This is a genomic window from Rathayibacter caricis DSM 15933, assembly GCF_003044275.1.
Classification (GTDB): domain Bacteria; phylum Actinomycetota; class Actinomycetes; order Actinomycetales; family Microbacteriaceae; genus Rathayibacter; species Rathayibacter caricis.
On record NZ_PZPL01000001.1, the window covers coordinates 1,213,106 to 1,237,048 of the forward strand.

The window sequence follows — 23,943 nt, forward strand, 5'->3', positions numbered from 1 at the left end:
TCGTGCCCGATCAGGAGGACGAGGGAGTCACCTTCCGCTCGCGCCGATGGGTGCGGCCCGAGGATCTCAACGCGCACGGCAGCCTGTTCGGCGGCAGCTTGCTGCGCTGGATCGACGAGGAGGCCGCGATCTACGCGATCCTCCAGCTCGGCAATCCGCGCGCGGTGACGAAGTACATCTCCGAGATCGACTTCGTCTCGTCCGCCGTGCTGGGCGACCTGATCGAGATGGGCCTGCGGGCGACGTCCTTCGGGCGCACCTCGCTGACGATGCGCGCGGAGGTGCGCAACATGATCACCCGGCGCAGCATCCTCGTGATCGAGCGCCTCGTGTTCGTGAGCCTCGGCGACGACGGGCGGCCCGCTCCGCACGGCTACAGCGCGATCACCTACGACCGCGACCGGCTGCCCGTGGGTGCCGCGTGACCGGCTGGCGGATCCGCGATCACCACTCCGACGACGTCGACGGCGTGCTGCGCCTCTGGGAGCAGGTGAACGCCTCCGAGGCCCGGCCCGTCTACAACCTCGCCGAGGTGCTGGCGTCGTGCGCGAAGGACCACGCCGTCGTCGCCCTGGTCGGCGACCGGGTCGTGGGTGCGGCGGTCGGCCGTGCTGCGCACGCCCAGGGCTGGGTCGTGTTCCTCGCGACCGCACCCGAGCACCGGGGCCGTGGGATCGGCTCCGCTCTGCTCGCAGCGCTCGAATCGCGCATGGCGCCCGCCGGCATCTCGAAGCTCTCGGCGCTGATGCCCGCGGCCGAGACCCGCGTGGGCGCGTTCCTCCGCCAGGGCTTCGAGGTGGGGCAGAACCTGCACTACTTCGAGCGGCGCGTGCCGGTGCAGGGGGAGGAGCTGCGGCTGCTCGCCGAGCTCGGCGGCCGCGTGCTGCCGCGCGGCCTCTGGGACGCGGTCGGCGGCATGACCGCCGAGAAGGAGCTGCTGGAGCGACGACTGGTGATGCCCCTGGCGCGTCCGGGTCTCGCCGAGCGCTACGGAGTCGCCCCGCCGCGCTCCGTGGTCCTGTTCGGCCCGCCCGGCACCGGCAAGACCACCTTCGCGAAGGCCATCGCCTCGCGCCTGGAGTGGTCGTTCGTCGAGGTGTTCCCCTCGCGTCTCGCCGCCGATCCGGCCGGTCTCGCGGGCGGCCTCCGCCAGACCTTCGAGGCGATCGCCGGACTCGAGCGCGCGGTCGTGTTCCTCGACGAGGTCGAGGAGATCGCCTCGCACCGGCAGGGCGAGCCGCCGTCGCCGACGCAGGGCGTGACGAACGAGCTGCTGAAGCTGATCCCCGCCTTCCGCGAGCAGCCCGACCGGCTGCTGATCTGCGCCACGAACTTCATCCGCGCGATCGACTCCGCGTTCCTGCGCCACGGCCGCTTCGACTACGTGATCCCGATCGGCCTGCCCGACGCCGAGGCCCGCCGCGCCATCTGGGCGCGCTACATCCCGGCCGCCGCGGTCGTCGACGTCGAGGTGCTCGTCGAGCGCACCGAGGGCTTCTCGCCGGCCGACATCGAGTACGCGGCGCGGAAGGCGTCGCAGACGGCCCTGGAATCGGCGGTCTACTCGGGCGCCGACGACTCCGGCCCGTCGACCGACGACTACGCCGCGGCGATCGCCTCGACCCGGGCGACGGTGTCGCCGCAGGTCGCGGCGGAGTTCCTGGAGGACATCGTCACTCTCGGGCGCGTCTGAGACGCGCTCGCTCGCTCCGCCGTGCGCTCGCTCTGTTCCTCGCGACCCTGAACGCCCCCTCGCACTGCCCCTTGATCCGTCACGGGTGGTCGCTACCGGGTGATTCGACGGGCCGCTTGTGACGGAGGGGTGTGCCGGTGCCGTCGATCCGTCGCGAAGGGTCGTCTCCGTGAGTGCGCCCGTTGATCCGGGGTGATCGGTCGTCGCGGAGCGGTTCGACCGGCCGTCGGTGACGGACGAGTGGGCTGGGGCCGTCGATCCGGTGCGGACGGTCGTCGCCGGGAATCCGTCGACTGATCCGGCGTGAGTGGCCGCTGCGGCCGCGCAGCCGGCCGTCTGTGACGGATCGATGCCGTCGAGGTCGGAGCCGTCGTGGCCGTCCCGCGGAGGTCGGAGCGGTCGCGGGCCGTCGAGCACGGCTCTGCCGCGCAACTCCGCTGCGCATCATCAGCTGAGGACGAGGTCTCTCGGCTGTCAGCCGTCAGACCCCCTCCTCAGAAGATGTTCCGCACCGCGCACCCCGCGGTTGTGCGCCGACGCCCTGCGCCGACAGCGCACGCCGCCCGCACGAGAACGATCCGCCGCGATCCGCTCCTCCCGGGCAGGGAGGGGAGCGGATCGCGACGGATCGCGGAGGGGTGGTTCGTCAGGCCCGGGGCGGACCCGCGGGCGTCGTGGCCACCCCGGCCTCGGCGGCGACCTCGCGGGCCACCGGGGAGTCGGGCATCTCGCGCTGCAGCTCGTGCGCCAGCGAGTCCAGCTCGGCGCCGCCGGCCATCAGGCCGGTGAGCTCCGCCAGCGAGATCTCGCTCTTCTCGAAGTTGCCGAGGCTCGTGCCGCGGTTCAGGAGGAGGAAGCGGTCGCCGACCGGGTACGCGTGGTGCGGGTTGTGGGTGATGAACACCACTCCGAGGCCCTCGTCGCGCGAGCGGGCGATGTACTTCAGCACCACGCCGGACTGCTTGACGCCGAGCGCGGCGGTCGGCTCGTCCAGGATCAGCACGCGGGCGCCGAAGTGGACGGCGCGGGCGATCGCGACGCACTGGCGCTCGCCGCCCGAGAGGGTGCCGATGGGCTGGTCGACGTCGCGGAGGTCGATGCCCATGCGGGCGAGCTCGTCGAAGGTGATCTGCTTCATCGACTTGACGTCCAGGCGGCGGAACGGACCGACGCCCGTCGTCAGCTCGGAGCCGAGGAAGAAGTTCCGCCAGACGGGCATGAGCGGCACGACCGCGAGGTCCTGGTAGACCGTGGCGATGCCGGCCGAGAGGGCCGCGCGGGGCGAGGCGAACGTGATCGGCTCGCCGTCGAGCAGCAGCGTGCCCTCGGTGGGGGTGTGGGCGCCGGCCAGCATCTTGATGAAGGTCGACTTGCCCGCGCCGTTGTCGCCCAGCACGCAGGTGACCTGCCCCGCGTTCACGGTGGTCGAGACCCCCGCGAGCGCGTTGACGGCTCCGTAGCTCTTGCCGATGTCCCTGACCTCGACGATGGTCGTGCCCACCGGGGTCTTCGGGGTGGCCGGTCGCCCGGTCGAGGGTCCTGCGGTGTCGGTGCTCATCGCCCGCCTCCTGCTCGTGTGCGGACGAAGTTGTTCAGGAGGACCGCGGCGAGCAGCATGCCGCCGAGGACCGTCCGGAGCCAGTTGGTGTCCCACTGGGCGAAGGTGATGCCCTGGAAGACCATGCCGTAGATCAGCGCGCCGAGGGCGGCGCCGATCGCGGAGCCGTAGCCGCCGGTCATGAGGCAGCCGCCGACGACCGCGCAGATGATGTAGATGAACTCCTGGCCGACGCCGGTGTTCGCCTGCACCGTCGAGGTGCGGAAGAGCGAGATCATGCCGACCAGCCACGCGGCTCCGGCCGTTCCCATGAACAGGCCGATCTTGGTCTTGAACACGGGCACGCCGACCTGGCGCGAGGAGTTGAGGGCGCCGCCGACGGCGAAGACCCAGTTGCCGGCGCGGGTGCGCAGCAGGAGCCAGGTGGCCACCGCGGTCACGACGAACCACCAGAGCACCGAGATGTAGAACGTGCCGTTGCCGATCTGGAGGGAGGCGCCGAAGAGCGGCTGGATCGAGTCGTACGCGGGGACCTGGGTCATGCCCTGGATCGCCACCTGCCCGGTGATGAGCTTGGTGACCGCGAGGTCGATGCCCGCGAGGGCGAAGAAGGTGCCGAGGGTCACGATGAAGCTGGGGAGCCCGGTCTTCATCACGAGGACGCCGTTGAGCGCGCCGACGCCGAGGCAGACGACGAGCGAGACGAGGACGGCGACCCAGATGCTCAGCCCGTAGTGGGTGGTCAGGATGCCGACGATCAGCGCCGAGAACCCGGTCATGACACCGGCCGAGAGGTCGAACTCGCCGCCGATCATGAGCACGGCGACGGCGACGGCCATGATGCCGAAGGTGGAGGCCGACTCGAGCCAGACGCCGGCTCCGGCGAGGCTGAGGAACTGCGGGGTGTAGAGGGAGAAGAACACCAGCACGGCGAGGGCCGCGACGAAGGCGCCGGTCTCGGGCCTGGCGAGGATCTTGCGGATGGGACGCCGCTCGAGGCGGGGCCTCGTCGCGATCGTCACGATGTCTGTGGTCGTCAACGGTGACTCCTGATTCGTGGGACGAGCGGGGGGCCGGGCGCGGGGCGCACCGGCCCCCGTGGGGGTCTGGAGCGGGTCGCGCTCTAGCGGGTGCCGTTGGCGGCGAACTCCGCGACCTCGGCCGCGTTGTCCTCGGTGACGAAGGCCGGTCCGGAGTAGACGGGCTGGCCACCGCCGATGATGTTGCCGTTGGTCGCGTAGAGCTCGAGCGCGGTCACACCCAGGAAGCCCTGGACGTAGGGCTGCTGGTCGACTGCGAAGAGGACGCTGCCGGCCTCGACCGCCGAGACGACGTCCTCCGAGAGGTCGAAGGTGCCGATCTGCGCGGTGCTGCCCGACTCCTCGACGGCACCGACCGCGTCGATGGCGTACTGGCCGCCGAGGGTCAGCACTCCGTCGATGGACGGGTCGGCCTGCAGCTTCGACTTGATCGTCGCCTTGACCTCGGCGTCGTTCGTGCCGTCGACCTGCAGGTTCGTCATCGTGCCGCCGAAGGTGCTCGCGGCGGCCTTGCAGCGCTCCTCGAGGCCGACGTTGCCCGCCTCCTGGATGACGCAGAGCGCGTTGGTGAGGCCGGCGTCGGCGAGTCGCGTGCCCACGGCCTCTCCGGCCACGGTCTCGCTCTGGCCGATGTGGGTGAGGGCGCCGAACTCGGCCGAGCGCTCGATGCCGGAGTTGATCGTGACGACGGGGATGCCCGCCGCGACGGCCTTCTCGACGCTGTCGCGGACACCGTCGGGGTTGGCCATCGAGACCACGATCCCGTCGACGTCCTGCGCGACCGCGTTGTCGATGAGCTGCGACTGCTTCGCGGGGTCGGGGTCGGAGTTGTAGGTGACGGTGGCGGAGTAGTCGGCTCCGGCCGCCTCGGCGCCGGACTTCACGCGGTCCCAGAAGGCGTCGCCGGGTCCGGAGTGGGTGACGACGGCGTAGGTGAGGTCGCCGCCCTCCGTCGTGGTGGCCGCGGTCTCCTGGCCCGTACCGGTGCAGCCGGCGAGGAGCACTCCGGTGGCCGCCGCCAGGCCGAGGCCGGCGAGGAATCGCTTCTTCATTGAAAAGTCCCTTCGGTTCGGATCGCGTCGCGCGGGACGGTCCGGGGTGACGTCGGTGTCGGGTCGAGTATGAGCGAGGGGATCATTCATGTCAATACATTCTATCATTGAGCTACGATGGGGGTGTTCAGAGTCGAATACGTCAGGAGCATCGTGTCCTCATCGCCCCGCATCGGAGTAGGCCTGGTCTCGTTGGGATGGATGGGGCGCCTGCATTCGCGGGCGTACCGCGCCGTCCGAGACCACTATCCCGAACTGTCCGCCACCGTGGAGCTGGTCTCGGCCGCCGACACCGACGCGGGAGTCCGCCGCAGCGCCGAGGAGGTCCTCGGCTACCGCCGCACCACCTCGGACTACCGCGAGGTACTGGCCGATCCCGAGGTCGACGTGGTGTCGATCTGCGCCCCCAACTTCCTGCACCGCGAGGTGGCGCTCGCCGCCGCCGCCGCGGGCAAGCCGTTCTGGATCGAGAAGCCGATGGGACGCTCCGCCGCGGAGTCGTCCGACATCGCGCGCGCCGCCTCTGCGGCCGGCGTCGTCACCTCGGTGGGCTTCAACTACCGCCACGCGCCCGCCGTCGCACGTGCCCGCGAGCTCGTGCGCGCGGGCGCGATCGGGACCGTGACCAACGTCCGGGTGAGCCTGCTCGCCGACTACTCCGCCGATCCGCTCGGCGCTCTGACCTGGCGGTTCGTCCGCGAGCGGGCGGGGTCCGGCGTGCTGGGCGATCTGCTGTCGCACGGAGCCGACCTCGCCCAGTTCGTCGCGGGGCGCATCGACTCCGTCACGGGGCTGACCGAGACGTTCATCCGGGAGCGGCCGCTGCCCGGCTCCGGCGCGGCCGGGCACTTCAGCAAGGGCGAGGAGGGCGGGGCGACCGGTCCCGTCGAGAACGAGGACTACGCCGCGCTGCTCGGCCGCTTCGAGTCGGGCGCCGTGGTGGTGCTCGAGTCGAGCCGCGTCGCGATCGGGCCGCGGGCCGAGTACGCGCTCGAGGTCTACGGCACGAAGGGCTCGCTGCGCTGGGACTTCCAGCGCCTGAACGAGCTGCAGTTCGCCGACGACACGAGCGGCTACCGCACGATCATGGCGCAGCCGGGATTCGGCGACTTCGCCCGCTTCCAGCCGGGAGCCGGGACGAGCATGGGCTTCGACGACCTCAAGACGATCGAGGCGCAACTCTTCCTGCGCTCGGTGTTGGAGGGGCGCCAGCTCGCGCCGTCGGCCGCCGACGCCTGGTCGGCCGCCGAGATCGTCGAGGCGGCGGTGCGGAGCGACCGCGCCCGGGCGTGGGAGCAGGTCGGGCGCGTGGAGGGCGACACGACGTACGACCTCTGAGACGGCGGAAGGGGGCGGGGCGCTCGGCGCCCCGCCCCCTCCTCGTCGTCGGTGGATCTCGAGACGCCCGCTGCGCGGGCTACTCGATCAGCACAGCTTGCTGGTCGAGTAGCCCCGCAGGGGCGTATCGAGACCCGAGCGCGCCGAGAGGCACGTCCCCGGTCGTGCCGTCGTCAGGCGAACGCCGCGCGGAAGCGCTCCAGCGCCGTGTCGGAGTCGCCCGACGGCCACGCCTCCAGGCCCACGACGCCGTCGTAGTCCAGCGCGCGCAGCTCCTGCGCGATCGCGGGGTACCGGATCTCGCCCGTGCCGGGCTCGCAGCGCCCGGGCACGTCCGCGACCTGGATCTCGCCGATCCACGGCAGGGCGCGGCGCACGAGCTCGATCAGGTTCCCCTCGCCGATCTGCGCGTGGTACAGGTCGAGGTTCAAGCGCAGCCCCGGGCTGTCGACGGCACTGACGAGTGCGAGGGTGTCCTCGGCGCGGGCGAACGGCACGCCCGGGTGGTCGACGGCGAGGTTGAGGTTCTCGAGCGTGAAGACCCGCCCGTGGCGCTCGCCCAGCGCGGCGAGCCGGGCCAGGGTGTCGACCGCCCGCTCCCGCTCCTGGGCCGTCACGTCGGTCCCGGGGCGCACCGGCAGGCCGTCGGGGTCGAGCCCCGTGCCGTGCAGGTTGAGCCGCGGGGAGTCGATCGTCTCGGCGGCGGCGAGCGACAGTTCCGCTGTGCGCAGCAGCTCCGCGATGCCGTCGGTCGTGATCAGGTCGCCGGTGAGGTACCCGGTCATCGACGAGAACGTCGCTCCGGTGGCGGCGAGGGCGGGCAGGTCCTTCGTCGACCAGTCCCAGATCTCGACCTCGAAGCCGAGCTCGTGGAGCCGGCGGACGCGGTCGACGACGGGCAGTTCGCGGAAGAGCATCTCGGCCGAGGCGGCCAGGCGCACGGTCATCGCGGTCTCAGACCTCGACGGCGACGGAGACGCGCTCGACGGCCGAGCGGGCCGCGGCGTCGGCCAGGATCAGCGCGGCGCGGCCGTCGGCGAACGTCGGGCTGGTCGACTCCTCGCCCCGGGCCAGGCGGATGAACGCGCGCAGCTCCGCGACGTACGCGGCGGAGTACCGCTCCAGGAAGAAGTCCTGGTACGGCGGCTTCGCCTCGACGCTCGACGCGGTCGAGAGGCTGACGAGGCTGGTGAGCGAGTTCGACACCTGCAGCGAGCCGTTCGCGCCGAACGCCTCGATCCGCTGGTCGTAGCCGACGGCGCTGTGGCGCGAGTTGGTGATCGAGACGAGGGCTCCGGAGGAGGAGCGGAGGGTCACCATCGCGGTGTCGAAGTCGCCGTGCTCGCGGGCGCCCGGGTCGAAGGTCGTGGTGCCGGTGGCGGTGACCTCGACGATGTCGGGGAGGAAGAAGCGGGCCATGTCGAAGTCGTGGATCGTCATGTCGCGGAAGATGCCGCCCGACACTCCGATGTACGCGGCGGGCGGCGCCGCCGGGTCGCGGCTGATGATCGAGAGCTGCTCGAGCTCGCCGATCTCGCCGGCCGCCACGCGCGCCCGCGCCTCGGCGAAGGCGGGGTCGAAGCGGCGGTTGAAGCCGAGCGCGATGGGCACGCCGGAGGACTCGACACGGGGCAGCAGGGCGTCGACGCGCGCGATGTCGAGGTCGATCGGCTTCTCGCACAGCGCCGGGATGCCGGCCTCGATCGCGGCCTCGAGGAGGTCGACGTGGGTCGCGGTGGGCGAGGCGATCAGCACGGCGTCGATGCCGCCGGAGGCGAACATCTCGGCCGCGTCGGTCGTCACGGTGCCGCCGTAGCGGGCCGACACGGCGTTCGCGCCGTCGACGAACGGGTCGCAGACCCAGGAGAGGGAGGCGTCGGGATCCGCGGCGATGTTCGCGGCGTGCACCTGGCCGATGCGGCCGGTGCCGATGAGTCCGAAGCGGAGCGGGGTCGTGGTCACGTCACTTGTCCTTGCTGCCCCGAGGGGCGTCGGGTGCCCGGAGAGGGCGGGAGGAGGGGTCAGGCCCAGTCGCGCAGCGCGTCGCGGTTGACCCGCTGGTCGGCGCCGCGCTCGTCGCGGAACTCGGAGATCACGGCGTCGGGCGCGTTCAGGACGTCCTGCTCGACGACGATCCAGCCGTCGTAGCCCAGGAGGTCGACCGCGGTCATCACGGCGGAGAGGTCGATGTCGCCGCGTCCGAACGCGACGAAGGAGCCGGAGGACCAGACCTCGCGCATCCCTCCGCCCGCGGCGAGCACGCGCTGCAGCTCGGCGAGGTCGACGTCCTTGAGGTGCAGGTGGTTGATCCGCGAGCCCCAGCGCTCGACGGCGAGCAGGGGGTCGCCGCCGGCGATGAAGAGGTGGCCGGTGTCGAGGGTGAGGCCGATGTCGACCGCGCCGAGGAAGCGGTCGATCTCCTCCGGCGACTCGATGAACGTGCCGGCGTGGTGGTGGAAGGTCGGCTCGAAGCCCGCCGCGCGGGTCAGCTCCACGGCGCGCTCGACGTTGGCGACGAGGGTCGACCAGCGCTCCTCGCCGAGCGGATCGGTGGCGGCGCCGCGACCGGGGGAGGCGCGCCGCGCATCCGATCCGTCGTCGGCGAAGGTCGGCAGGGGGAGCCGCGCTGGCCCGCCCTCGGAGGCCTCGGAGAAGATCCGGAGCGTCTCGTGCAGCTGGGGGAGGGCGGCGGTGAAGGCCTCGTCGTCCGAGAAGGGGAGCTGGATCCAGCCGCCCGCCAGGTCGAGTCCACCGCGCTCGAGGCGGTGGCGGAGCTCCGCGCCGCGGCCGAGGTAGCCGACGGGGCCGAGGTCGACGCCGGTGTAGCCGGTCTCGGCGAGCACGTCGACCAGCTCGTCGGGGCCGACGACCTCGGCACCCTCGGGCGTCAGCTCGAACACCCCGAAGCTGACGGGCGCTCCGGCGACGGACGCCTTCATCGGGTGCCTCGGCGAGGGGCGGTGGCGCGCGGGCGTGCTCTTCTCATACGACGGTGTACGACTTCCTCGAGGGGGACAGCTTATGTCCTTACAATAGCACAAGGACCTCGGGGCGTGGCGGGCGAGTCGCGCTACCGGACGACGGCGACCGTCGCCGCTGACGTGCGGGTCGCCGTCGTGTAGCCGGTCTTCCTCCCGGTCACCGCGACGGTGATCCTCGTGCCGGCGGTGGCGGTGGTCGGGCGGTAGGTCGACGAGACGGCACCGCTGATCGCGGTCCCGTTCGTCCGCCACTGGTACGAGACGGTCACCGGCGCCGGGCCCCAGGCGCCGGGATTCGCGGTGAGGAGCGAGCCGACCTTCGCGGTGCCGGAGACGGTCGGAGTGGGCGCGACGAGGGTGCCGGCGACCACGGCTGCGGTGGCGCTCGAGCTGCGGACGGCGGTGGTGAAGCCCGGCTTCGCTCCGGTCACGGTGACCGAGATCGTCTTCCCGACGGTGGCGCTCGAGGGCGTGTAGGTGGCGCCCGTCGCGCCGGACAGCACCGTTCCACCGGCCTTCCACTGGTAGGTGAACGAGACCGGAGCGGGTCCCCACGCGCCGGGGACGGCGGTGAGGACGGAGCCGACCCTCGCGGTGCCGGTGACGGTCGGCGTGGCCGTGGTGAGCGTGCCGGAGGCGACGGCCGCGGTCGCCGCGGAGGTGCGGCTCGCCGCCGCGTACCCGGTCTTGGTCCCGGTGACCGTGACGGTGATCACCGTGCCGAGCGTCGCGCTCGAGGGCCGGTACGTGGCGGCGGTCGCTCCGCTCAGCGGGGAGCCGTCGGCCCGCCACTGGTAGGCGTAGGTCACCGGAGCCGGTCCCCACGCCCCCGGGGTCGCGGTGAGGGTCGAGCCCACTCGCGCGGTTCCCGTGATCGTGGGAGGGACGGAGGTGAGGCGGGCGGTCGGCGCGAGACGGACGGTCGCGCTGGAGGCGGACCCCGTCCCGATCGCGGTGACGGCCTGCACGGTGAGGGTGTAGCCCGTCTCCGCGCGGAGGTTCGTGAACGTCTGCGAGCGCGCCGTGGCCGGCAGCACGGTGGACCACGCTCCGGCGCCCGACGCGTCGGTGCCGTCCCGCGCGACCCGGTAGCCGGTGACGGGCGAGCCGCCGTCGGCGAGGGGCGGTGACCAGCTGAGCACGGCGGACCGCGCGGTGTCGTTCGGGCTCGCGGAGACGCCGGTCGGCGCGCCCTGGACGGTGACCCGCGGAACGGTGACCGCCGCCGATCCGATCGCTCCGGCCCCGAGGGCGTTGATCGCCCGGACGCTCAGCTCGTAGGACGACCCGGCCACCAGATCGGAGAAGCGCTGGGAGCGCGCCGTCGCGGGCACGACGGTGGACCAGGGGCCGTTGCCCGCCGCATCCGTCCCGGTCCGCGAGACGCGGTAGCCGGTGATCGCCGAGCCGCCGTCGGATGCCGGGGGCGCCCAGGTCAGCGTCGCCGTGCGGTCGGCCGCCCCGGCCATCGCGCGGACGGCGGTCGGGGTCGGGGGAGTGGAGGCGCCTTCGGCGTAGAGGAGGCGACTCGTGGATCCGTTCGTGTCCTGGACCGCCGACGTGGCGCTCGAGGTCACGAGCGCGGCCAGTCGCGCCGGGGTCGCGGCGGGCTCGGCCTGGAGGAGGCGGCCGACGACGCCCGTGACGTGGGGCGCGGCCATGGACGTCCCGCTCAGGACCGCGGTGGCGGAGTCGGACCAGGGAGCCGCCGAGAGCACGGACGATCCGGGCGCCCAGACGTCGAGGCACGGGCCGTGGTTCGAGTAGTAGGCGGGGCTGTCGTCCGGCTCCGTCGCGCCGACCGTGAGGGCGTTCGGAGTGCGTGCGGGGCTCGCGGCGCAGGCGTCCGCGGTGCTGTTGCCCGCCGAGACGATCACCGGGATCCCGCTGCTGACGGCCCGTTCCACGGCCTCGTCCACGGGGGCGTACGCGCCGCCGCCTCCGCTGATGTTGATCACGGACGGTCCGGTCCGCGTGCCGATGACGAAGTCGATCGCGGCGATCATGTCACTCCACGTCCCCTGCCCGGAGCAGTTCCAGACGCGCACCGGCACGATCGCGACGTCCTTGGCGACGCCGTACGTCGCTCCGCCGATGGTGCCCGCGACATGGGTGCCGTGACCGTTGCAGTCGGACAGCGCGTCGGCGTCGTCCTCGACGACGTCGTAGCCGCCGCTCACCCGCCCGCCGAACTCGTCGTGGCTCGCCTGCACGCCGGTGTCGAGGACGTAGGCGGTCACTCCGGCGCCCGTCGTCGAGTAGCGGTACACGCCGTCGCCGGTCGTCGCGCGCTGGTCGAGCCGGTCGAGGCCCCAGGCCGGGTCGGACTGCTCCGCGCTCGCGCGGGTCTCGCCGTCGGCCGTCACATCGACGACCGACGGGAGTCGGCGGAGGGCCGCGACCTCGGTGCCCGTGAGCTCGGCGGCGAAGCCGTTCAGCGCCCGGCTGTAGCGGTGCAGGATCCGGTCGAGCGGCAGGGCGGCGGCGGCGCTGCCGGCGGCCGCGACGCCCGTCGTGCGGACGATGTAGCGGCCCAGCGAGACGGACTCGGTCGCGGACTGCGTCGCGGACGCTGCCGGGGCGCCGCCGGGGATCAGCGCGAGCGCCGTGACGATCGCGCTCCAGCTCAGGACTGTTCTTCTGCGGGTCACGGGGCTGCTTCCGGATGTGCCGCGCTGCGCGCGAGAGGGGAGGGGAGACGCTGCGACGTCGGGCGCGGGCGAGGGTCCGACGCTGAACCGCGTGTCGTGGACCGGAGTCGCGGCCGACGCTATCCCCCGGCGGGTTCTCGGGAACCCCCCTCTTAGAGCCGGACCGGGAGGCCACCCCTCCGTGTCCTCCCTCCGGTAACGCGGGCGCGGGCCGCCGGCTCCGCGACCGCTGCCGCTCCTCCGCCCTCCTGCGCGATCTGCAGGGGGATGCACGATCTGCAGGTGATCCGCCCGGGAAAGCCCCTTCCTCCGCTTGCCACTGCCGTCCGATCCGCATGTCCCCTGCAGATCGAACCGACCCCGCCCGCATCCCCTGCGAATCGAACCGACACCCACCGCAGCCCGCACCCCCCCCTGTGGACAGCCCTGGCCGCCCAGCGAGCGCCGCCGCCCCGCTGTGGACGCCGCTGGCCGCGGAACGCGCCCCGCACCCCCGAACCCTGCGCACCACCTGATGCAGCAGGACGACCGCCGCGGCGCGCACGTCTTCATCGTGTGCCACACCTCGTCGGCACCGCGGTCTCCAGGCCGCGACCCCCGTCGTCACAGGAGAAGATCATGAGCAACGTCACCCCCGGCACCCTCGCCACCAGCGGCTCGGCCAAGCACGGCACCACCACCTCGACCGGCAAGAACACGATCGCCGACGGCGTCGTCGAGAAGGTCGCCGGCATCGCGGCCCGCGAGGTCCCCGGCGTGCACGACCTGGGCGGCGGGGCGGCCCGCGCCATCGGCGCCATCCGCAACGCCATCAACGCGCAGGACCGCGGCCAGGGCATCTCGGTCGAGGTCGGCGAGAAGCAGGTCGCCGCCGACATCACCGTCGTCGCCGAGTACCCCGTCGCGCTGCAGAAGCTCGCCGACAGCATCCGCTCCGCCGTCTCCGAGGCCATCTCCTCGGTCGTCGGCATGGAGGTCACCGAGGTCAACGTGACCGTCGCCGACGTGCACATCCCCTCGGACGACAAGGACGACGACACCGAGAGCCGCGTTCAGTGAGTCCGTCCACCACAGGCCTGGTCATCGGCGCGGTCCTCGCGCTGACGGCGGTCGTCCTCGGCTTCGGCGCGTTCGTCGTCGTGGCCCTGGGCATGGGCATCGGGTACGGAGTCGGCCGCGTCGTCGAGGGCAAGCTCGATCTGCGCTCGCTCGGCGACACCCTCCGCGGGCGGCGGTCCTCGTGACCGCGGCGGTGATGGCCGACCCGGCCCGCCACGGCCGTACGACGATCTCCTCGCGCGCTGTGCGCCGGATCGTGTCGGCCGTCACCGCGGACGCGCTGGACGTCGGCCCGTCCGACGTCTCGGTGGACCTCGACGACGACGGCGGCTCGCTGCACGTCGTCGCCCAGGCCCCCATCCGCGTGTCCCCGCTCGGCGAGACCGATCGGCGCTCCTCCGGGACGCTGCTCGACCGGCTCGCCGAGGCGCAGACCCTCATCCGCGACCGCTGCCTCGAGCTGACCGGCTCGAGCATCGGCCGCGTCGACCTCCGGATCACCGGTGTCGACCTCCGAGAACGAAGGAGGGTGTCGTGACGACTCCCGCTCATCCGTCGCCCGACGCCCTCTACCGGCGTCTCGTGCGGCGCGAGACCCACTCGTCCCGCTCCGGGTCGGCGATCGCCCTGGCGATCCTCCTGATCCTGCTGTTCGCGTGGCTCGGGACGGAGGCGGTGCTCGCGGTCCTCGGACAGCCCGCGCTGCTCGTCGCTCCGCAGGACGGCGCGTCCTCGCTGCTCCAGGCGGCCGGCGCCCCCATCGCGCTGACCGCCGCCGCCGGAGCCGTGCTCGCGGCGATCGGCTTCGTGCTGGTCGTGCTGTCGTTCGCTCCGGGTCGCCGCGGTCGCCGCAGCGCCGGGATCGACCGCACGGCCGCCGTGGTCGACGACCGGGTGATCGCGCAGAGCGTCGCCCGCGCCGCCGCCTACGCGGGCGGTGTCGATCCCGACCAGGTCCAGGTCTCGGTCGGGCGCCGCGGAGTCGGCGTCACCGTCCAGCGCACCAGCGGAGTCTCGGCCGACGTGGCGAGCATCCGCGAGGCCGTCGACGCCGAGCTCGGGAGCTACGACGTGAGTCCCGCGCTCAAGGCCCGCGTCCGCGTCTCCGAGAAGGGATCGGTCCGATGACCACCACCAACCGCTTCCTGAACCGCCTGCTCCTGCTGCTGGTCGGCCTCGTGCTGCTCGCCGTGGGAGGAGCGGTCGCCGTCGGCGCGCTGCTCCCCGACGTCCAGCAGACCGTGTCGACCGCGGCTGAGGATGCGAGCGGACCCGCGTCCGACGCGCTGTCCGGATCGCAGCCCTGGATCCTCTGGGTGACCGCGGCCGTGGCGCTCGTGCTGATCCTGCTGCTGCTGCGCTTCATCGTGCGGCAGGGACGCGGACGCACGTCGACGCTCCTGCGCGTCTCGGCGGGCTCCGGCGGATCCACTCCGACCGGCGGCACGCTGACCCTCGACGCGAAGGTCGCCGAGCAGGTGCTCGAGGAGGCGCTGACGCGCGATCCGGGCATCGTCTCGGTCGACGTCACCGCGTTCGACATCCGGCACCGCCGGGTGCTGCGTATCACCGCGCACACCCGTCGCGGAGTGTCGCCCATGCAGACGCGTCGCACGGTCGACACCGCCGTGCGCCGCTGGGACGCGGTCCTCGGCGAGGAGACCCCCGTCGTCGTCCAGATCGTCAGCGGCCTCCGCAGCCGGATGAGCTCCGCCTCCCGCGTGGAGTGACGCGCCGCTGACCCCTCCGGCCCTCCGCCTCCCCGCGGAGGGCCGGACCCCCTCTCCACCCCGAAGGACCGACCATGACCGACGACTCCACCGGCTTCCGCGCCGGCCTCGCCCAGAAGGCGATCGACCCCGTGGTCCGCGCCGTCCGCGAGGAGCTCGCCTCCGCCCGCCGCGAGATCGGCGATCGCGTCTCGGGCGCCCGCAGCGGAGTGGTCCTCGCGGCGGTCGGCGCGGTCCTCGCGCTGGTGACCGCGGGGCTCGTGGCGGCGCTCGCCGTCGCCCTGCTCGCGCTCGCCCTGCCGCTCTGGTCGGCCGTCGCGATCACTCTCGTCGTGTTCGCGGTCGCCGCCGCGATCCTCCTGGCCACGGGTCTGCGCGGCATCGGCCGCGGCGTGCCTCCGCTGCCCGTCGACACCGTCGCCGAGGTGCGCGAGCGCGTCGGCGGACCCCGCCACTGACCCCCCTCCCTCTTCTCCCTCCGGAAGGCGCTCCCATGAGCCGCACGAGCACCGCCCCCGCCGCCGAGCGGACCGCCGACGCGCCCGTCCCCGCCGCCGTCCGCCTGCTCGCGGAGGTCTTCGGCACCGCCCTGCTCGTGGGGGGCGGCGTGGGCGCGGCCCTCTTCGCCTCCGCGTTCCCGACCGAGCAGAACACGCTCGGCATCGGCTTCCTCGGCGTCGCGCTCGCCTTCGGGCTGAGCGTCCTCGTCGGCATCGCCGCGGTGGGCCACCTGTCGGGCGGCCACTTCAACCCCGCCGTCACCCTGGGCCTCGCCGTCGCCGGACGCACGCCATGGCGCGACGTGCCCGGCTACGTCCTCGCGCAGCTCGTGGGCGGCCTGCTCGGAGCGACGGCACTCGTCGCGATCGCGGCCGACGGTCCCGAGGGCTTCCTCGCCTCCGCGCAGCAGAGCGGATTCGCCTCCAACGGATTCGGCGAGCACTCCCCGGGCGGCTTCGGCCTCGGCGCCGTCCTCCTGGCCGAGACCCTGCTGACCGCCGTCTTCGTGACCGTGATCCTCTCGGTCACCGCCCGGGCCGCGGCCCTCGCGCCCGTCGTGATCGGCCTCGCCCTCGCCTTGATCCACCTGGTCTCGATCCCGATCAGCAACACGTCCGTGAATCCCGCGCGCTCGCTCGCCGCCGCCGTCTACGGCGGTCCCGACGCGCTCGCGCAGCTGTGGGTGTTCGTCGCAGCACCCCTGCTGGGCGCCGCGATCGCCGGAGGCGCGCACCGCCTCGCGCAGACCCGGACCGGCGCCAGAACCCTCGCCCCGAGCGCGTGACCCGCGCCCCGGCATCCGCACGCAACGCTAGGAGCACCCCATGACCGACGAACCCCGCATCGACGACGCCCGCTCAGACGGCGCCCGTCTCGACGACGCGCGCTCAGACGGCGCCCGTCTCGACGACGCGCGTTCCGACGGCGCCCGTCTCGACGACGCCCGCTCGGACGGCGCCCGTCTCGACGACGCGCGCCTCGAGGACCTGCGTCTCGACCCCGACGTGTCGCTCGACGACGCCCATCCGATCGACCTCGGCGCCGTGCGCGCCGACGACGGATCGCCCGACAGCCTGCTCGCGACGACCGTCGCCGAGACCGCGCTCGGCGTCACCGGCGTGCACCACCTGGGCGGACCGGTCGCCCGCAGCCTCGACCGCGCCTCGCGCGCCGTGCTGGGCACCAGCACGATCCCCGGAGTCACGATCTCGGAGGACGAGGGCCGTACGATCATCGACCTCGACCTCGTCGCCGAGTACCCGCACAAGGTCGCCGAGGTGATGGATGAGGCGCGCACGCAGGTCCTGAAGGCCGCGTCGCAGGTCCACGCGTCGCCGATCGCCGTGAACATCACGGTCACCGACGTGCACGGTCCGTTCGACCCGATCGAGCCCGAGCCCGTTGCGGAAGGCGACTCGCTGGTCGAGAAGGCCGGCGACCTCGCCGACGACGCGCGCGAGCGCCTCTCCGACGCGGGCGACCGGATCTCGGACGCCGCCGGCGCGGCCGCCGACTCCGCCGCCGATGCCCTCGACTCCGCCGCCGACGCGGTCGACGAGCAGGCGGACCGCGCCGACGAGCGCGAGCGGGCCGCGGCCGACCAGGACGACGTCTCCGAGACCGAGGCACCCCGTTCCGACGACGACGGATCCGCCCCCGCGCAGATCATCGAGGTGCCGACAGACGGGACCGCGCCGGTCGTGGTCGTCGTGGTCGAGCAGCCGTCGGAGCAGTCGGCCGGGGCCGACGAGCGCGTCGACTCCGCCGAGCGCGCTGAGCCCGCCGAGCCCGTCGAGCCTGCTGAGCCCGCCGAGCCCGCCGAGTCGGAGAGCGGCGTCGAGCGCAGCCACTCCGTCCCCGCCCCTGCGAAGACCGAGGAGTAGTCCCGTGGCCCGCATGCGCAGCTACGGCGGCCGTCGCCGCCCCCGCGCCGCCTGGATCGCCTTCGCGACCGGGGTCGTCGTCTCGGGTCTCGTCGTCCTCGGCGTCCTGCTGCCCGTCCTCGGGTTGATCGCCGCCGCCGACGGATCGATCGCCGGCGCGCTCGACGTCCCCGTCGGCGCGATCACCGCGTCGATCGTCATCAGCTTCCTGGTCGGACTGGCCTTCCTCGGCCTCGCCTTCGTGGCGCGGAAGCCCGCGGTCGCCTGGGTCGCCGCGGTGGCCGCCGTCGTCGCGACCCTGATCGGGTCCGTCTGGCCGCTCGTCGCGACCGCCCTCGCGAGCGTCGACCAGGCGCAGGACGTCGTCCCCTTCATCCAGGACCTGATCGGCCGGATCGGCGGCTGACGCCCGGCCGCGGCCGGCCTCCGGACGGTCGCCCCGCGGCGTCGCCGAGTGGGCGCGGATCGGGCTGCGCTCGTCCGCCGGAGCCCGCTCCGCGTCCACCCGCGCCGCCCGGCGCCGTCCAGTCGCCGCGGAACGGGCCGCGACCGCCCCTCGCGGACCGTTCCGCGTCTACCCGCGGCCCCTGTGCTGCGAGGCGTTCCGCCCGACCTCAGCGCAGCGGCGACCCGACCACGTCGAACCGGAACCCGCCGAACTCCCCCGAGAGCAGCGGGCGCGCCCGCGCGATCGCGTCGCGCACCTCCGGCAGCTCGAGGGAGGCCCGGTGCGCCTCGGCGCTCGTCCACAGCTCGACCACGAAGACCGTGTCGGGCTGCTCGTCGCTCACACCCACCTCGTACGCCAGGCATCCGACCCGCGCGAGCGCCTCGTTCGACTCGACGAGGATCGCGACGAGCTCGTCGCGCCTCCCGGACCGGACGCCCAGCGTCCCCACGTTCGCGAAGCTCATGCCGCCACCGTACCGACCGCCCCCGACACGCGGCGTCCGGTACCGTGGCGCGGATGACGACGAGCGCCGAGTACCTGCAGGCCTACGACGAGCAGCTGCGCTCCGACGCCGAGACGCCGAGCGCCGTCTCGGTGGCGCGTCGGGGTCCGCTCCGCCTCGTCACGTTCGCCGGCGGTCGCGGCTTCGTCACCTACCGCGATCTCGGCGGCGCCGACGAGGCCGCGATCCGCGAACTCGTCCCGGCGGCTCTCGCGCACTTCGCCGCCGATCCCGCGATCCGGAGCGTCGAGTGGAAGACGCGCGGACACGACTCCGCGCCGGGCCTGCACGACGCCCTGATCGCGCACGGCTTCGCGCCCGACGAGCCCGAGTCGATCATGGTCGGGCCGCTCGAGGCGCTCGCGAGCGACGTGCCCGTCCCGGCCGGCACGACCCTCCGCCGGGTCGTGGAGGAGGCGGACGTGCGCGCGATGAGCGCCGTGATCGACGAGGCGTTCGGCGAGCCCGTCGACGTCGGGATCGCCGACGCGCTCGTCGCGCGGCTCGCGCGCGGCGACGGCATGGAGCTGTGGGTCGCGGAGGTCGAGGGCCGGATGGTCGGCGGCGGCCGCCTCGAGCCCGTGCCCGGCACCGAGTTCGCGTGCATCTGGGGCGGCGCGATGCTGCCGGAGTTCCGAGGACGCGGGATCTACCGGGCGCTCACCGCGGCCCGCGCCGCGTCCGCGCTCGCGCTGGGCAGGCGACTGGTGCACAGCGACTCGACCGAGGACTCGCGCCCGATCCTCGAGCGCGCGGGCCTGGTGAAGGTGTCGACCACGACGCCCTACCGCTGGCGCCGTTCGTAACCGAGGAGGAGAGGGCGGAAGCGGCCCGGAAGCGCCCGCGGGACGCTCTCACCCTCGGTTGCGAACCGCGCGAGCGGCAGAACGAAGGCCAGGGGCCGGGAAGAGCGTGAATTCCGCCGGATCCGAGCCCTGAGCCTGACTTCTGCAGCCCGATCGCCGGTGAGCGCAGCCCCGGCAGCGTCCGTGCCCCGCCCGCCCGTCAGTCCAGCTCGGTCGGCCGCGCCGGCTCCTTCAGCAGCGCCCGCGCCGCCATCCCGATCACCGCGCTGTACGTCGGATACGCGAACCGCACGTTCGCCAGCGTCGCCACGTCGACCCCCGCCGCCATCGCCGTCGTCACCGACTGCACGACCTCGATCGCGTTCTCGCCCACCGCGTGCGCGCCCAGCAGCAGCTCGCGCCGCCGGTCCGCGATCAGCGTCAGGAACCCGCTCTCGCGGTCGTCGATCACCGCGCGGTCCACGCCCGAGAAGGGCACCGACGCCACCACGCACTGCGGATCGCGCTCGCGGGCCTGCTCCTCGGTGAATCCCACGCCCGCGTAGTCCGGGTCGGTGAATCCACCGGCCGGCAGCAAGTGCTGGGGCGTCCGCCGATTGGCGCCGAGCACCGCGTTCTCGGCCGCCGCCTCCGCCTCGAACTGCGCCGCCTGCACGAGCATGTCGCGCCCGTTCGCGTCTCCGACCGCGAAGACGTGCGGCACGACGGTCCGGAAGTACTGATCCGCCGGGATCGCCGAGCGCACGACCTCGATGCCCGCGTTCTCGAGACCGAGGTCCTCGACGTCGGCCGGCCAGCCGGTGGCCATGATGACCGCGTCGAACTGCTCGGCGTGCGAGTCGCCCGCGTCCTTCCAGCGCAGAGTCAGGGCGTCGTCGGCGCGCTCGATGCCCTCGACCGTCTCGATGCCCGTGCTCACGCGCACGCCCTGGCGCTCGAAGGCCGCGGCGACGTACGCCGAGATGCTCGCGTCCGAGGTCGTCAGGATCCGGGGCGCCACGTCGAGCAGCGTCACCTCCGACCCGAACGCGTTGAAGACCGTCACGAGCTGCGCACCCGTGTTCCCTCCGCCGATCACCGCGACCCGGCGCGGCAGCGACGGCAGCGCGAGCACGTCCTCGGGAACGGTCGCGAGCTCGGCGCCCGGGATCGGGAGGCGGCGCGAGTGCCCGCCGACGCAGATCAGGATCGAGGAGGCCGTCAGCCGGCGCCCGCTGTCGAGCACCAGGGTGCTCTCGTCGGCGAACCGCGCGCGCCCCTCGTGGATCAGCTCGACGCCCGCCTCCTCGAACCGCTGCGCCTCGCGCTTGATCGAGCGCACCTTGTCGACGCGCTCGTGCACGTGCCGCACCGTGGCGTCCCAGTCGATCCGCGGAGTGCCCACGTCGACCCCGTAGTCGGAGGCGGTGCGCGCCTCGCGGATGATCCGCGCGGTCTTCGCGAGCACGCGGGTGGGCACGCAGCCCGTGTTGACGCAGGTCCCGCCCACGCGGGCGGCCTCGAGCACGACCACGCGCGCTCCGAGTTCGGCGGCGCGCAGTGCGGCGGCGGTGCCCGCGGGCCCCGCGCCGATCACGGCGACGTCGTAGTGCTGGATGCTGTCGGGCACGGCGGCCTCCCGGTCGAGTGGATGTCCCCGCATCCTGGCGCGTGCGGCCGGGGGTTCTCTGAAGGACCGCGCAGGCTTGACACGCGGCGGCGGGCTCAGGGCTCCGACGGCTCCCGCGTCAGGAGTTGGTACCCGCCCTCGATCGATCCGTCCGGTCGCAGGGTCACGCGCGAGTAGACGCCTGATCCGTCCTCGACGTCGGTGCCGACGATGTCGAGCGATCCGGAGTCGAAGAACTCGGCGAGCCCCGTGCAGCCCGCCGAGAGGGACCCGTCCACGCGCTCCAGACCGAGGCAGAGCGACGTCCCGTTCGGGGCGGTCAGCAGGATCCGGTCCTCCTGCACCGTGTCGAATCCGGGGGTGAAGACCTCGGCGGGGCCGGCGATGAGGTCCATTCCGGGCGGCGGGTCGGTGACGAGGGTCCAGCCGTCGACGTAGGCGGCGAAGCGGTCCTCGGGGTGCGCGGTCGCCGTCGGGCTCGCCGTGGGGGCGGATGCTCCGACGACCTGCGGAGCGACGCTCGCCGCAACGGCGCCCAGCGCGAGTCCGGCCGCGAGCGCGCCGCCGACGATCAGAGCGGGACGTCGGCGTCGCGGCGCCGAAGCGGCGGGGTCCTCGGGCGCCGCCGCGGGAGCGAGCCGCGGAGCCTCCGGTGCGACCACGGCCGCCTCCGCCCGCACGGCCTCCTGCTCGAGGCGGAGCCGCCGCTCGGCGTCGATCCGCCGGCTCTCGCCCTCGGCGTCCCCGCTCGGCCGCGCGAAGAGCGCACGCTCCAGGTCCCTGCGCTCGTCGTCCTCGTCCTGCACGCCCGCCAGTATGACCGAGGCGCGCTACTCGAACATCTCGGCCAGCAGTGCCCACGGCTCCCCGTCGACGACGTGCGTCGAGCGGTGCGCGGGCCACTGCACTTCGTCGCCGTCCCACGACGGCACCAGGTGCAGGTGCAGGTGCGGCACGCTCTGCCCCGCGGAGGCGCCGCTCGCCTGCAGGACGGCCACTCCCGTCGCTCCGAGAGCCGCCCGCATCGCCCGGCCGACGCGCTGCGCGAGCGACATCGTCGCCGCGAGCGCCGCGGGGGAGGCGTCGAGCAGCCCCGCGCTGTGCTCGCGCGGCATGACCAGCGTGTGCCCGGGGGCGAGCTCGGAGGAGGGGAGCGGGCGGAACGCGACCGCCTCCTCCTCCCGCTCGACCCACGTCGTCTCGCCGTGCCCGGCCATCAGATCGCAGAAGACGCAGGTCACGCGGGACCTCCCACGAACTCCCGCAGCGCCGCGATCCAGCCCTCGGCCGCGTCGAGGTGCGCGTCGTGCGATCCGCCCGGCAGGTCCACCCGCCGCACGTCGCGTCCCCGTGCGGCGAAGGCGTCGCGCACGCCGCCCGCGAACATCCCGTGCTCGCCGTAGACCAGCAGAGTCGGAGCGGCGACCGCCTCCCACTCCGCCCAGCGCGGCACGGCGAGCGGCTCGATCGCCCGCGCCATCACCTCCGGGTCGAACCGCGGACGGAGTCCGTCCGGACCCTCGACGAGGTCCGCGATCCACGCGTCCGCGAGCGCCCCGTCGCCCAGGAACGCGCGTGCCGCGTCCCGGTCGGCGAACGGCAGCGGCCAGGAGCGGAACCAGCCCGCGACGACCTCGCCGTCGCCGCCCTCGGCGGTCTCGAGCAGCACGAGCCGGTCGACGAGCTCCGGATGCGCGGCCGCGACGAGCATCGCGGTATGCGCGCCCATCGACTGGCCCACGAGGATCGCGGGCCCCTCGCGCTCGAGCAGGGCGGCGACGTCGGCGACGAACGCCTCGCGTGAGACGTCGGAGGGACGCGGCTCGCTGTGTCCGTGCCCGCGCTGATCGAGGAGCACGACGCGATGATCCGGCAGCGCGCGGGCGGTCGGCGCGAACTCCTCGGCGCTGCCGGCGAGGCCGTGCAGGATCACGACGAGCCGGCCGGTGCCTCCGGAGTCGAGGAACGAGAGCCGGGTTCCGTCGGGCGCGACGAGCGCGCGGCGTTCGAGGTGCATCCGTCGAGCCTAGGAGCCCGGGGCGTGCGGACTGCGGCCCGACCGTCCGGAGGTCCGTCGCCGCTGGGCGCGGGCGCCCGATGCTGGGATGATCGGGTGCGGCTCCGGATCCTCCGGCGCGCACGGCGGCCTCGCGGCCGGAGCGGAGCACCCCATGGGACTGCTGATCTACCCCGGCGGCATCGAGGCCGACTTCGAGGACCGGCTGCTCGCGCACCTCGAGATCGTGATCACGGCGAAGCTGCGGCGCGACGAGTCCTTCGCCTTCTCCTGGACGCAGACGCAGGACACGGGCGGCGGACGGATGAAGATCTGGCTGCACCCGTCGGTGCCGCTCTCGTACAAGTTCTTCGGCGGACGCCAGCCGGCGATCAACCGCGCGTGGGTCGACGCGCTGATGGTGTCGGCGAGCTCGCAGTCGGGCCTGCAGGTCGTCGCCGAGCCGGAGCAGCAGGGCTGACGCCCGCTGCCGCCCGCTGATCGAGTAGCGCGCGGAGCGCGCGTATCGAGATCCCCGATGCCCGGATCTGGTGGGTCTCGATACGCCGCCTGCGGCGGCTACTCGACCAGCAGAGAGGCACGCATCCTGCGGACCGGGGGAGCGATTCGGCGGGCGCCCCCCTTGCTGATCGAGTAGCGCGCGGAGCGCGCGTATCGAGATCCGCGATGTCCGGACCCGGCGGCTCCTCGACCGGCGGGAGACCGGCAGCGCCTCCCGCTCAGGCCTTCGGCTCGGGCAGCACGCGCAACCCGGCCGGCGACAGCGCCGAGCGCAGCAGCAGGTCGATCCACGCGCGGTTCAGCGGCTGGCCGCCGGGGGAGTCGTAGCTGAAGTAGAGCGACGAGCTCTTCGAGACCCAGACGCTGCCGTGGCGGCCGCTGTCGGCGCGCGTGACGTCCTCGCCCACGTCCGGCTCGCCGTCCCAGTGGAACGAGAAGCTCTCGTTGCGGCGCAGCTTCGAGATGATGACCGCTTCGACGTGCCGCAGTGCGCGGTCGTCGATCTCGACCGCCGGAGCGACTCCGTAGATCAGCTGGCCCATCGTCATCCCTCTCGCCGCCCCGGGTGATC

Annotated in this window: 27 protein-coding genes; 14 read left to right on the top strand and 13 right to left on the bottom strand. The window is 73.4% G+C overall.

Annotated elements, in window-relative coordinates; translation table 11 throughout:
* Positions 1 to 2 precede the first annotated feature (2 nt).
* Positions 3 to 425, top strand: a complete 423-nt coding sequence (locus C1I63_RS05635) for an acyl-CoA thioesterase (protein WP_107574096.1) — start codon at positions 3 to 5, stop codon at positions 423 to 425.
* Positions 422 to 1,693 carry an ATP-binding protein gene (locus tag C1I63_RS05640; RefSeq protein ID WP_107574097.1) on the top strand — a complete coding sequence of 424 codons (1,272 nt, stop codon included), beginning with the start codon at positions 422 to 424 and terminating at the stop codon, positions 1,691 to 1,693. The genes C1I63_RS05635 and C1I63_RS05640 overlap by 4 nt, the downstream gene beginning before the upstream one ends.
* A gap of 646 nt (positions 1,694 to 2,339) precedes the next feature.
* Here the strand turns inward: C1I63_RS05640 and C1I63_RS05645 are convergent.
* From C1I63_RS05645 to C1I63_RS05655, 3 genes are all read right to left on the bottom strand, one after another.
* Positions 2,340 to 3,251: an ATP-binding cassette domain-containing protein gene (locus tag C1I63_RS05645; protein WP_107574098.1), complete on the bottom strand. Its 912-nt coding sequence runs from the start codon at positions 3,249 to 3,251 to the stop codon at positions 2,340 to 2,342.
* Positions 3,248 to 4,291, bottom strand: coding sequence for an ABC transporter permease (locus C1I63_RS05650; protein ID WP_056865909.1), 1,044 nt, complete (start codon positions 4,289 to 4,291; stop codon positions 3,248 to 3,250). The genes C1I63_RS05645 and C1I63_RS05650 overlap by 4 nt, the downstream gene beginning before the upstream one ends.
* Positions 4,292 to 4,374: 83 nt before the next feature.
* Positions 4,375 to 5,343, bottom strand: a complete 969-nt coding sequence (locus tag C1I63_RS05655; RefSeq protein ID WP_056865910.1) for a sugar ABC transporter substrate-binding protein — start codon at positions 5,341 to 5,343, stop codon at positions 4,375 to 4,377.
* Positions 5,344 to 5,496: 153 nt separating this feature from the next.
* Here C1I63_RS05655 and C1I63_RS05660 point away from each other — a divergent pair, with 153 nt between their 5' ends.
* Positions 5,497 to 6,681 (top strand): Gfo/Idh/MocA family protein, encoded by a 1,185-nt coding sequence (locus C1I63_RS05660; protein WP_244906989.1) that lies wholly within the window; start codon positions 5,497 to 5,499, stop codon positions 6,679 to 6,681.
* Positions 6,682 to 6,854: 173 nt separating this feature from the next.
* Here C1I63_RS05660 and C1I63_RS05665 read toward each other — a convergent pair whose 3' ends face one another.
* The 4 genes from C1I63_RS05665 to C1I63_RS05680 form a co-directional block, all read right to left on the bottom strand.
* Complete coding sequence (locus C1I63_RS05665; protein WP_107574100.1) at positions 6,855 to 7,628, bottom strand: TIM barrel protein; 774 nt, start codon at positions 7,626 to 7,628, stop codon at positions 6,855 to 6,857.
* Between the two features lie 7 nt (positions 7,629 to 7,635).
* Complete coding sequence (gene iolG / locus C1I63_RS05670) at positions 7,636 to 8,643, bottom strand: inositol 2-dehydrogenase (protein ID WP_107574101.1); 1,008 nt, start codon at positions 8,641 to 8,643, stop codon at positions 7,636 to 7,638.
* 59 nt (positions 8,644 to 8,702) lie between these two features.
* On the bottom strand, positions 8,703 to 9,620 hold the full coding sequence (locus C1I63_RS05675) for a sugar phosphate isomerase/epimerase family protein (RefSeq protein WP_107574102.1): 918 nt from the start codon (positions 9,618 to 9,620) through the stop codon (positions 8,703 to 8,705).
* Positions 9,621 to 9,751: 131 nt separating this feature from the next.
* Positions 9,752 to 12,313: a S8 family serine peptidase gene (locus C1I63_RS05680; RefSeq protein WP_107574103.1), complete on the bottom strand. Its 2,562-nt coding sequence runs from the start codon at positions 12,311 to 12,313 to the stop codon at positions 9,752 to 9,754.
* Positions 12,314 to 12,931: 618 nt separating this feature from the next.
* On the opposite strand from C1I63_RS05680, the gene C1I63_RS05685 reads away from it, so the two are divergent.
* The 9 genes from C1I63_RS05685 to C1I63_RS05725 all read left to right on the top strand — a co-directional run bounded on the left by C1I63_RS05685 (position 12,932) and on the right by C1I63_RS05725 (position 17,892).
* Positions 12,932 to 13,372: an Asp23/Gls24 family envelope stress response protein gene (locus C1I63_RS05685; protein WP_055785034.1), complete on the top strand. Its 441-nt coding sequence runs from the start codon at positions 12,932 to 12,934 to the stop codon at positions 13,370 to 13,372.
* Positions 13,369 to 13,557 (top strand): DUF2273 domain-containing protein, encoded by a 189-nt coding sequence (locus C1I63_RS05690; RefSeq protein ID WP_055785037.1) that lies wholly within the window; start codon positions 13,369 to 13,371, stop codon positions 13,555 to 13,557. The genes C1I63_RS05685 and C1I63_RS05690 overlap by 4 nt, the downstream gene beginning before the upstream one ends.
* Complete coding sequence (locus C1I63_RS05695; RefSeq protein WP_230672742.1) at positions 13,554 to 13,910, top strand: hypothetical protein; 357 nt, start codon at positions 13,554 to 13,556, stop codon at positions 13,908 to 13,910. The genes C1I63_RS05690 and C1I63_RS05695 overlap by 4 nt, the downstream gene beginning before the upstream one ends.
* Positions 13,907 to 14,500, top strand: a complete 594-nt coding sequence (locus C1I63_RS05700) for a DUF6286 domain-containing protein (RefSeq protein ID WP_107574104.1) — start codon at positions 13,907 to 13,909, stop codon at positions 14,498 to 14,500. The genes C1I63_RS05695 and C1I63_RS05700 overlap by 4 nt, the downstream gene beginning before the upstream one ends.
* Complete coding sequence (locus C1I63_RS05705; RefSeq protein WP_107574105.1) at positions 14,497 to 15,102, top strand: hypothetical protein; 606 nt, start codon at positions 14,497 to 14,499, stop codon at positions 15,100 to 15,102. The genes C1I63_RS05700 and C1I63_RS05705 overlap by 4 nt, the downstream gene beginning before the upstream one ends.
* Before the next feature lie 74 nt (positions 15,103 to 15,176).
* A complete protein-coding gene (locus C1I63_RS05710) occupies positions 15,177 to 15,560 on the top strand; it encodes a phage holin family protein (RefSeq protein WP_107574106.1) in 384 nt (127 codons plus the stop codon).
* Between the two features lie 35 nt (positions 15,561 to 15,595).
* Positions 15,596 to 16,387, top strand: coding sequence for an aquaporin (locus C1I63_RS05715; RefSeq protein WP_107574107.1), 792 nt, complete (start codon positions 15,596 to 15,598; stop codon positions 16,385 to 16,387).
* A gap of 40 nt (positions 16,388 to 16,427) precedes the next feature.
* On the top strand, positions 16,428 to 17,486 hold the full coding sequence (locus C1I63_RS20275) for an Asp23/Gls24 family envelope stress response protein (protein WP_280523112.1): 1,059 nt from the start codon (positions 16,428 to 16,430) through the stop codon (positions 17,484 to 17,486).
* Positions 17,487 to 17,499: 13 nt separating this feature from the next.
* Complete coding sequence (locus tag C1I63_RS05725; protein WP_107575742.1) at positions 17,500 to 17,892, top strand: hypothetical protein; 393 nt, start codon at positions 17,500 to 17,502, stop codon at positions 17,890 to 17,892.
* A 208-nt stretch (positions 17,893 to 18,100) separates the two neighbouring features.
* Here the strand turns inward: C1I63_RS05725 and C1I63_RS05730 are convergent, their stop codons facing one another.
* Positions 18,101 to 18,400, bottom strand: coding sequence for a putative quinol monooxygenase (locus C1I63_RS05730; protein WP_055785052.1), 300 nt, complete (start codon positions 18,398 to 18,400; stop codon positions 18,101 to 18,103).
* 53 nt (positions 18,401 to 18,453) lie between these two features.
* Here C1I63_RS05730 and C1I63_RS05735 point away from each other — a divergent pair, with 53 nt between their 5' ends.
* On the top strand, positions 18,454 to 19,245 hold the full coding sequence (locus C1I63_RS05735) for a GNAT family N-acetyltransferase (protein WP_107574108.1): 792 nt from the start codon (positions 18,454 to 18,456) through the stop codon (positions 19,243 to 19,245).
* A 199-nt stretch (positions 19,246 to 19,444) separates the two neighbouring features.
* Here the strand turns inward: C1I63_RS05735 and C1I63_RS05740 are convergent, their stop codons facing one another.
* From C1I63_RS05740 to C1I63_RS05755, 4 genes are all read right to left on the bottom strand, one after another.
* On the bottom strand, positions 19,445 to 20,854 hold the full coding sequence (locus C1I63_RS05740) for a dihydrolipoyl dehydrogenase family protein (RefSeq protein ID WP_280523113.1): 1,410 nt from the start codon (positions 20,852 to 20,854) through the stop codon (positions 19,445 to 19,447).
* A 95-nt stretch (positions 20,855 to 20,949) separates the two neighbouring features.
* Positions 20,950 to 21,660 (bottom strand): hypothetical protein, encoded by a 711-nt coding sequence (locus tag C1I63_RS05745; protein ID WP_107574110.1) that lies wholly within the window; start codon positions 21,658 to 21,660, stop codon positions 20,950 to 20,952.
* A 24-nt stretch (positions 21,661 to 21,684) separates the two neighbouring features.
* Complete coding sequence (locus C1I63_RS05750) at positions 21,685 to 22,095, bottom strand: HIT family protein (RefSeq protein ID WP_211315575.1); 411 nt, start codon at positions 22,093 to 22,095, stop codon at positions 21,685 to 21,687.
* A complete protein-coding gene (locus C1I63_RS05755; protein ID WP_107574111.1) occupies positions 22,092 to 22,871 on the bottom strand; it encodes an alpha/beta fold hydrolase in 780 nt (259 codons plus the stop codon). The genes C1I63_RS05750 and C1I63_RS05755 overlap by 4 nt, the downstream gene beginning before the upstream one ends.
* 154 nt (positions 22,872 to 23,025) lie before the next feature.
* Between C1I63_RS05755 and C1I63_RS05760 the strand changes: the two genes are divergently transcribed.
* Entirely contained in the window at positions 23,026 to 23,331 is a 306-nt protein-coding gene (locus tag C1I63_RS05760) for a DUF7882 family protein (RefSeq protein ID WP_056865952.1), read from the top strand.
* A 259-nt stretch (positions 23,332 to 23,590) separates the two neighbouring features.
* Here the strand turns inward: C1I63_RS05760 and C1I63_RS05765 are convergent, their stop codons facing one another.
* Positions 23,591 to 23,914: a DUF7882 family protein gene (locus C1I63_RS05765; RefSeq protein WP_107575744.1), complete on the bottom strand. Its 324-nt coding sequence runs from the start codon at positions 23,912 to 23,914 to the stop codon at positions 23,591 to 23,593.
* Positions 23,915 to 23,943 lie beyond the last annotated feature (29 nt).

What these genes read in the sequence shown, in the direction of transcription:
- C1I63_RS05645 (WP_107574098.1), bottom strand. Translation starts at nt 3,251, where the DNA reads ATGAGCACCGACACCGCAGGACCCTCGACCGGGCGACCGGCCACCCCG.
- C1I63_RS05655 (WP_056865910.1), bottom strand. Translation starts at nt 5,343, where the DNA reads ATGAAGAAGCGATTCCTCGCCGGCCTCGGCCTGGCGGCGGCCACCGGA.
- C1I63_RS05665 (WP_107574100.1), bottom strand. Translation starts at nt 7,628, where the DNA reads ATGACCGTGCGCCTGGCCGCCTCGGCCGAGATGCTCTTCCGCGAACTG.
- C1I63_RS05675 (WP_107574102.1), bottom strand. Translation starts at nt 9,620, where the DNA reads ATGAAGGCGTCCGTCGCCGGAGCGCCCGTCAGCTTCGGGGTGTTCGAG.
- C1I63_RS05685 (WP_055785034.1), top strand. Translation starts at nt 12,932, where the DNA reads ATGAGCAACGTCACCCCCGGCACCCTCGCCACCAGCGGCTCGGCCAAG.
- C1I63_RS05705 (WP_107574105.1), top strand. Translation starts at nt 14,497, where the DNA reads ATGACCACCACCAACCGCTTCCTGAACCGCCTGCTCCTGCTGCTGGTC.
- C1I63_RS05710 (WP_107574106.1), top strand. Translation starts at nt 15,177, where the DNA reads ATGACCGACGACTCCACCGGCTTCCGCGCCGGCCTCGCCCAGAAGGCG.
- C1I63_RS05715 (WP_107574107.1), top strand. Translation starts at nt 15,596, where the DNA reads ATGAGCCGCACGAGCACCGCCCCCGCCGCCGAGCGGACCGCCGACGCG.
- C1I63_RS20275 (WP_280523112.1), top strand. Translation starts at nt 16,428, where the DNA reads ATGACCGACGAACCCCGCATCGACGACGCCCGCTCAGACGGCGCCCGT.
- C1I63_RS05725 (WP_107575742.1), top strand. Translation starts at nt 17,500, where the DNA reads ATGCGCAGCTACGGCGGCCGTCGCCGCCCCCGCGCCGCCTGGATCGCC.
- C1I63_RS05730 (WP_055785052.1), bottom strand. Translation starts at nt 18,400, where the DNA reads ATGAGCTTCGCGAACGTGGGGACGCTGGGCGTCCGGTCCGGGAGGCGC.
- C1I63_RS05735 (WP_107574108.1), top strand. Translation starts at nt 18,454, where the DNA reads ATGACGACGAGCGCCGAGTACCTGCAGGCCTACGACGAGCAGCTGCGC.
- C1I63_RS05755 (WP_107574111.1), bottom strand. Translation starts at nt 22,871, where the DNA reads ATGCACCTCGAACGCCGCGCGCTCGTCGCGCCCGACGGAACCCGGCTC.
- C1I63_RS05760 (WP_056865952.1), top strand. Translation starts at nt 23,026, where the DNA reads ATGGGACTGCTGATCTACCCCGGCGGCATCGAGGCCGACTTCGAGGAC.
- C1I63_RS05765 (WP_107575744.1), bottom strand. Translation starts at nt 23,914, where the DNA reads ATGGGCCAGCTGATCTACGGAGTCGCTCCGGCGGTCGAGATCGACGAC.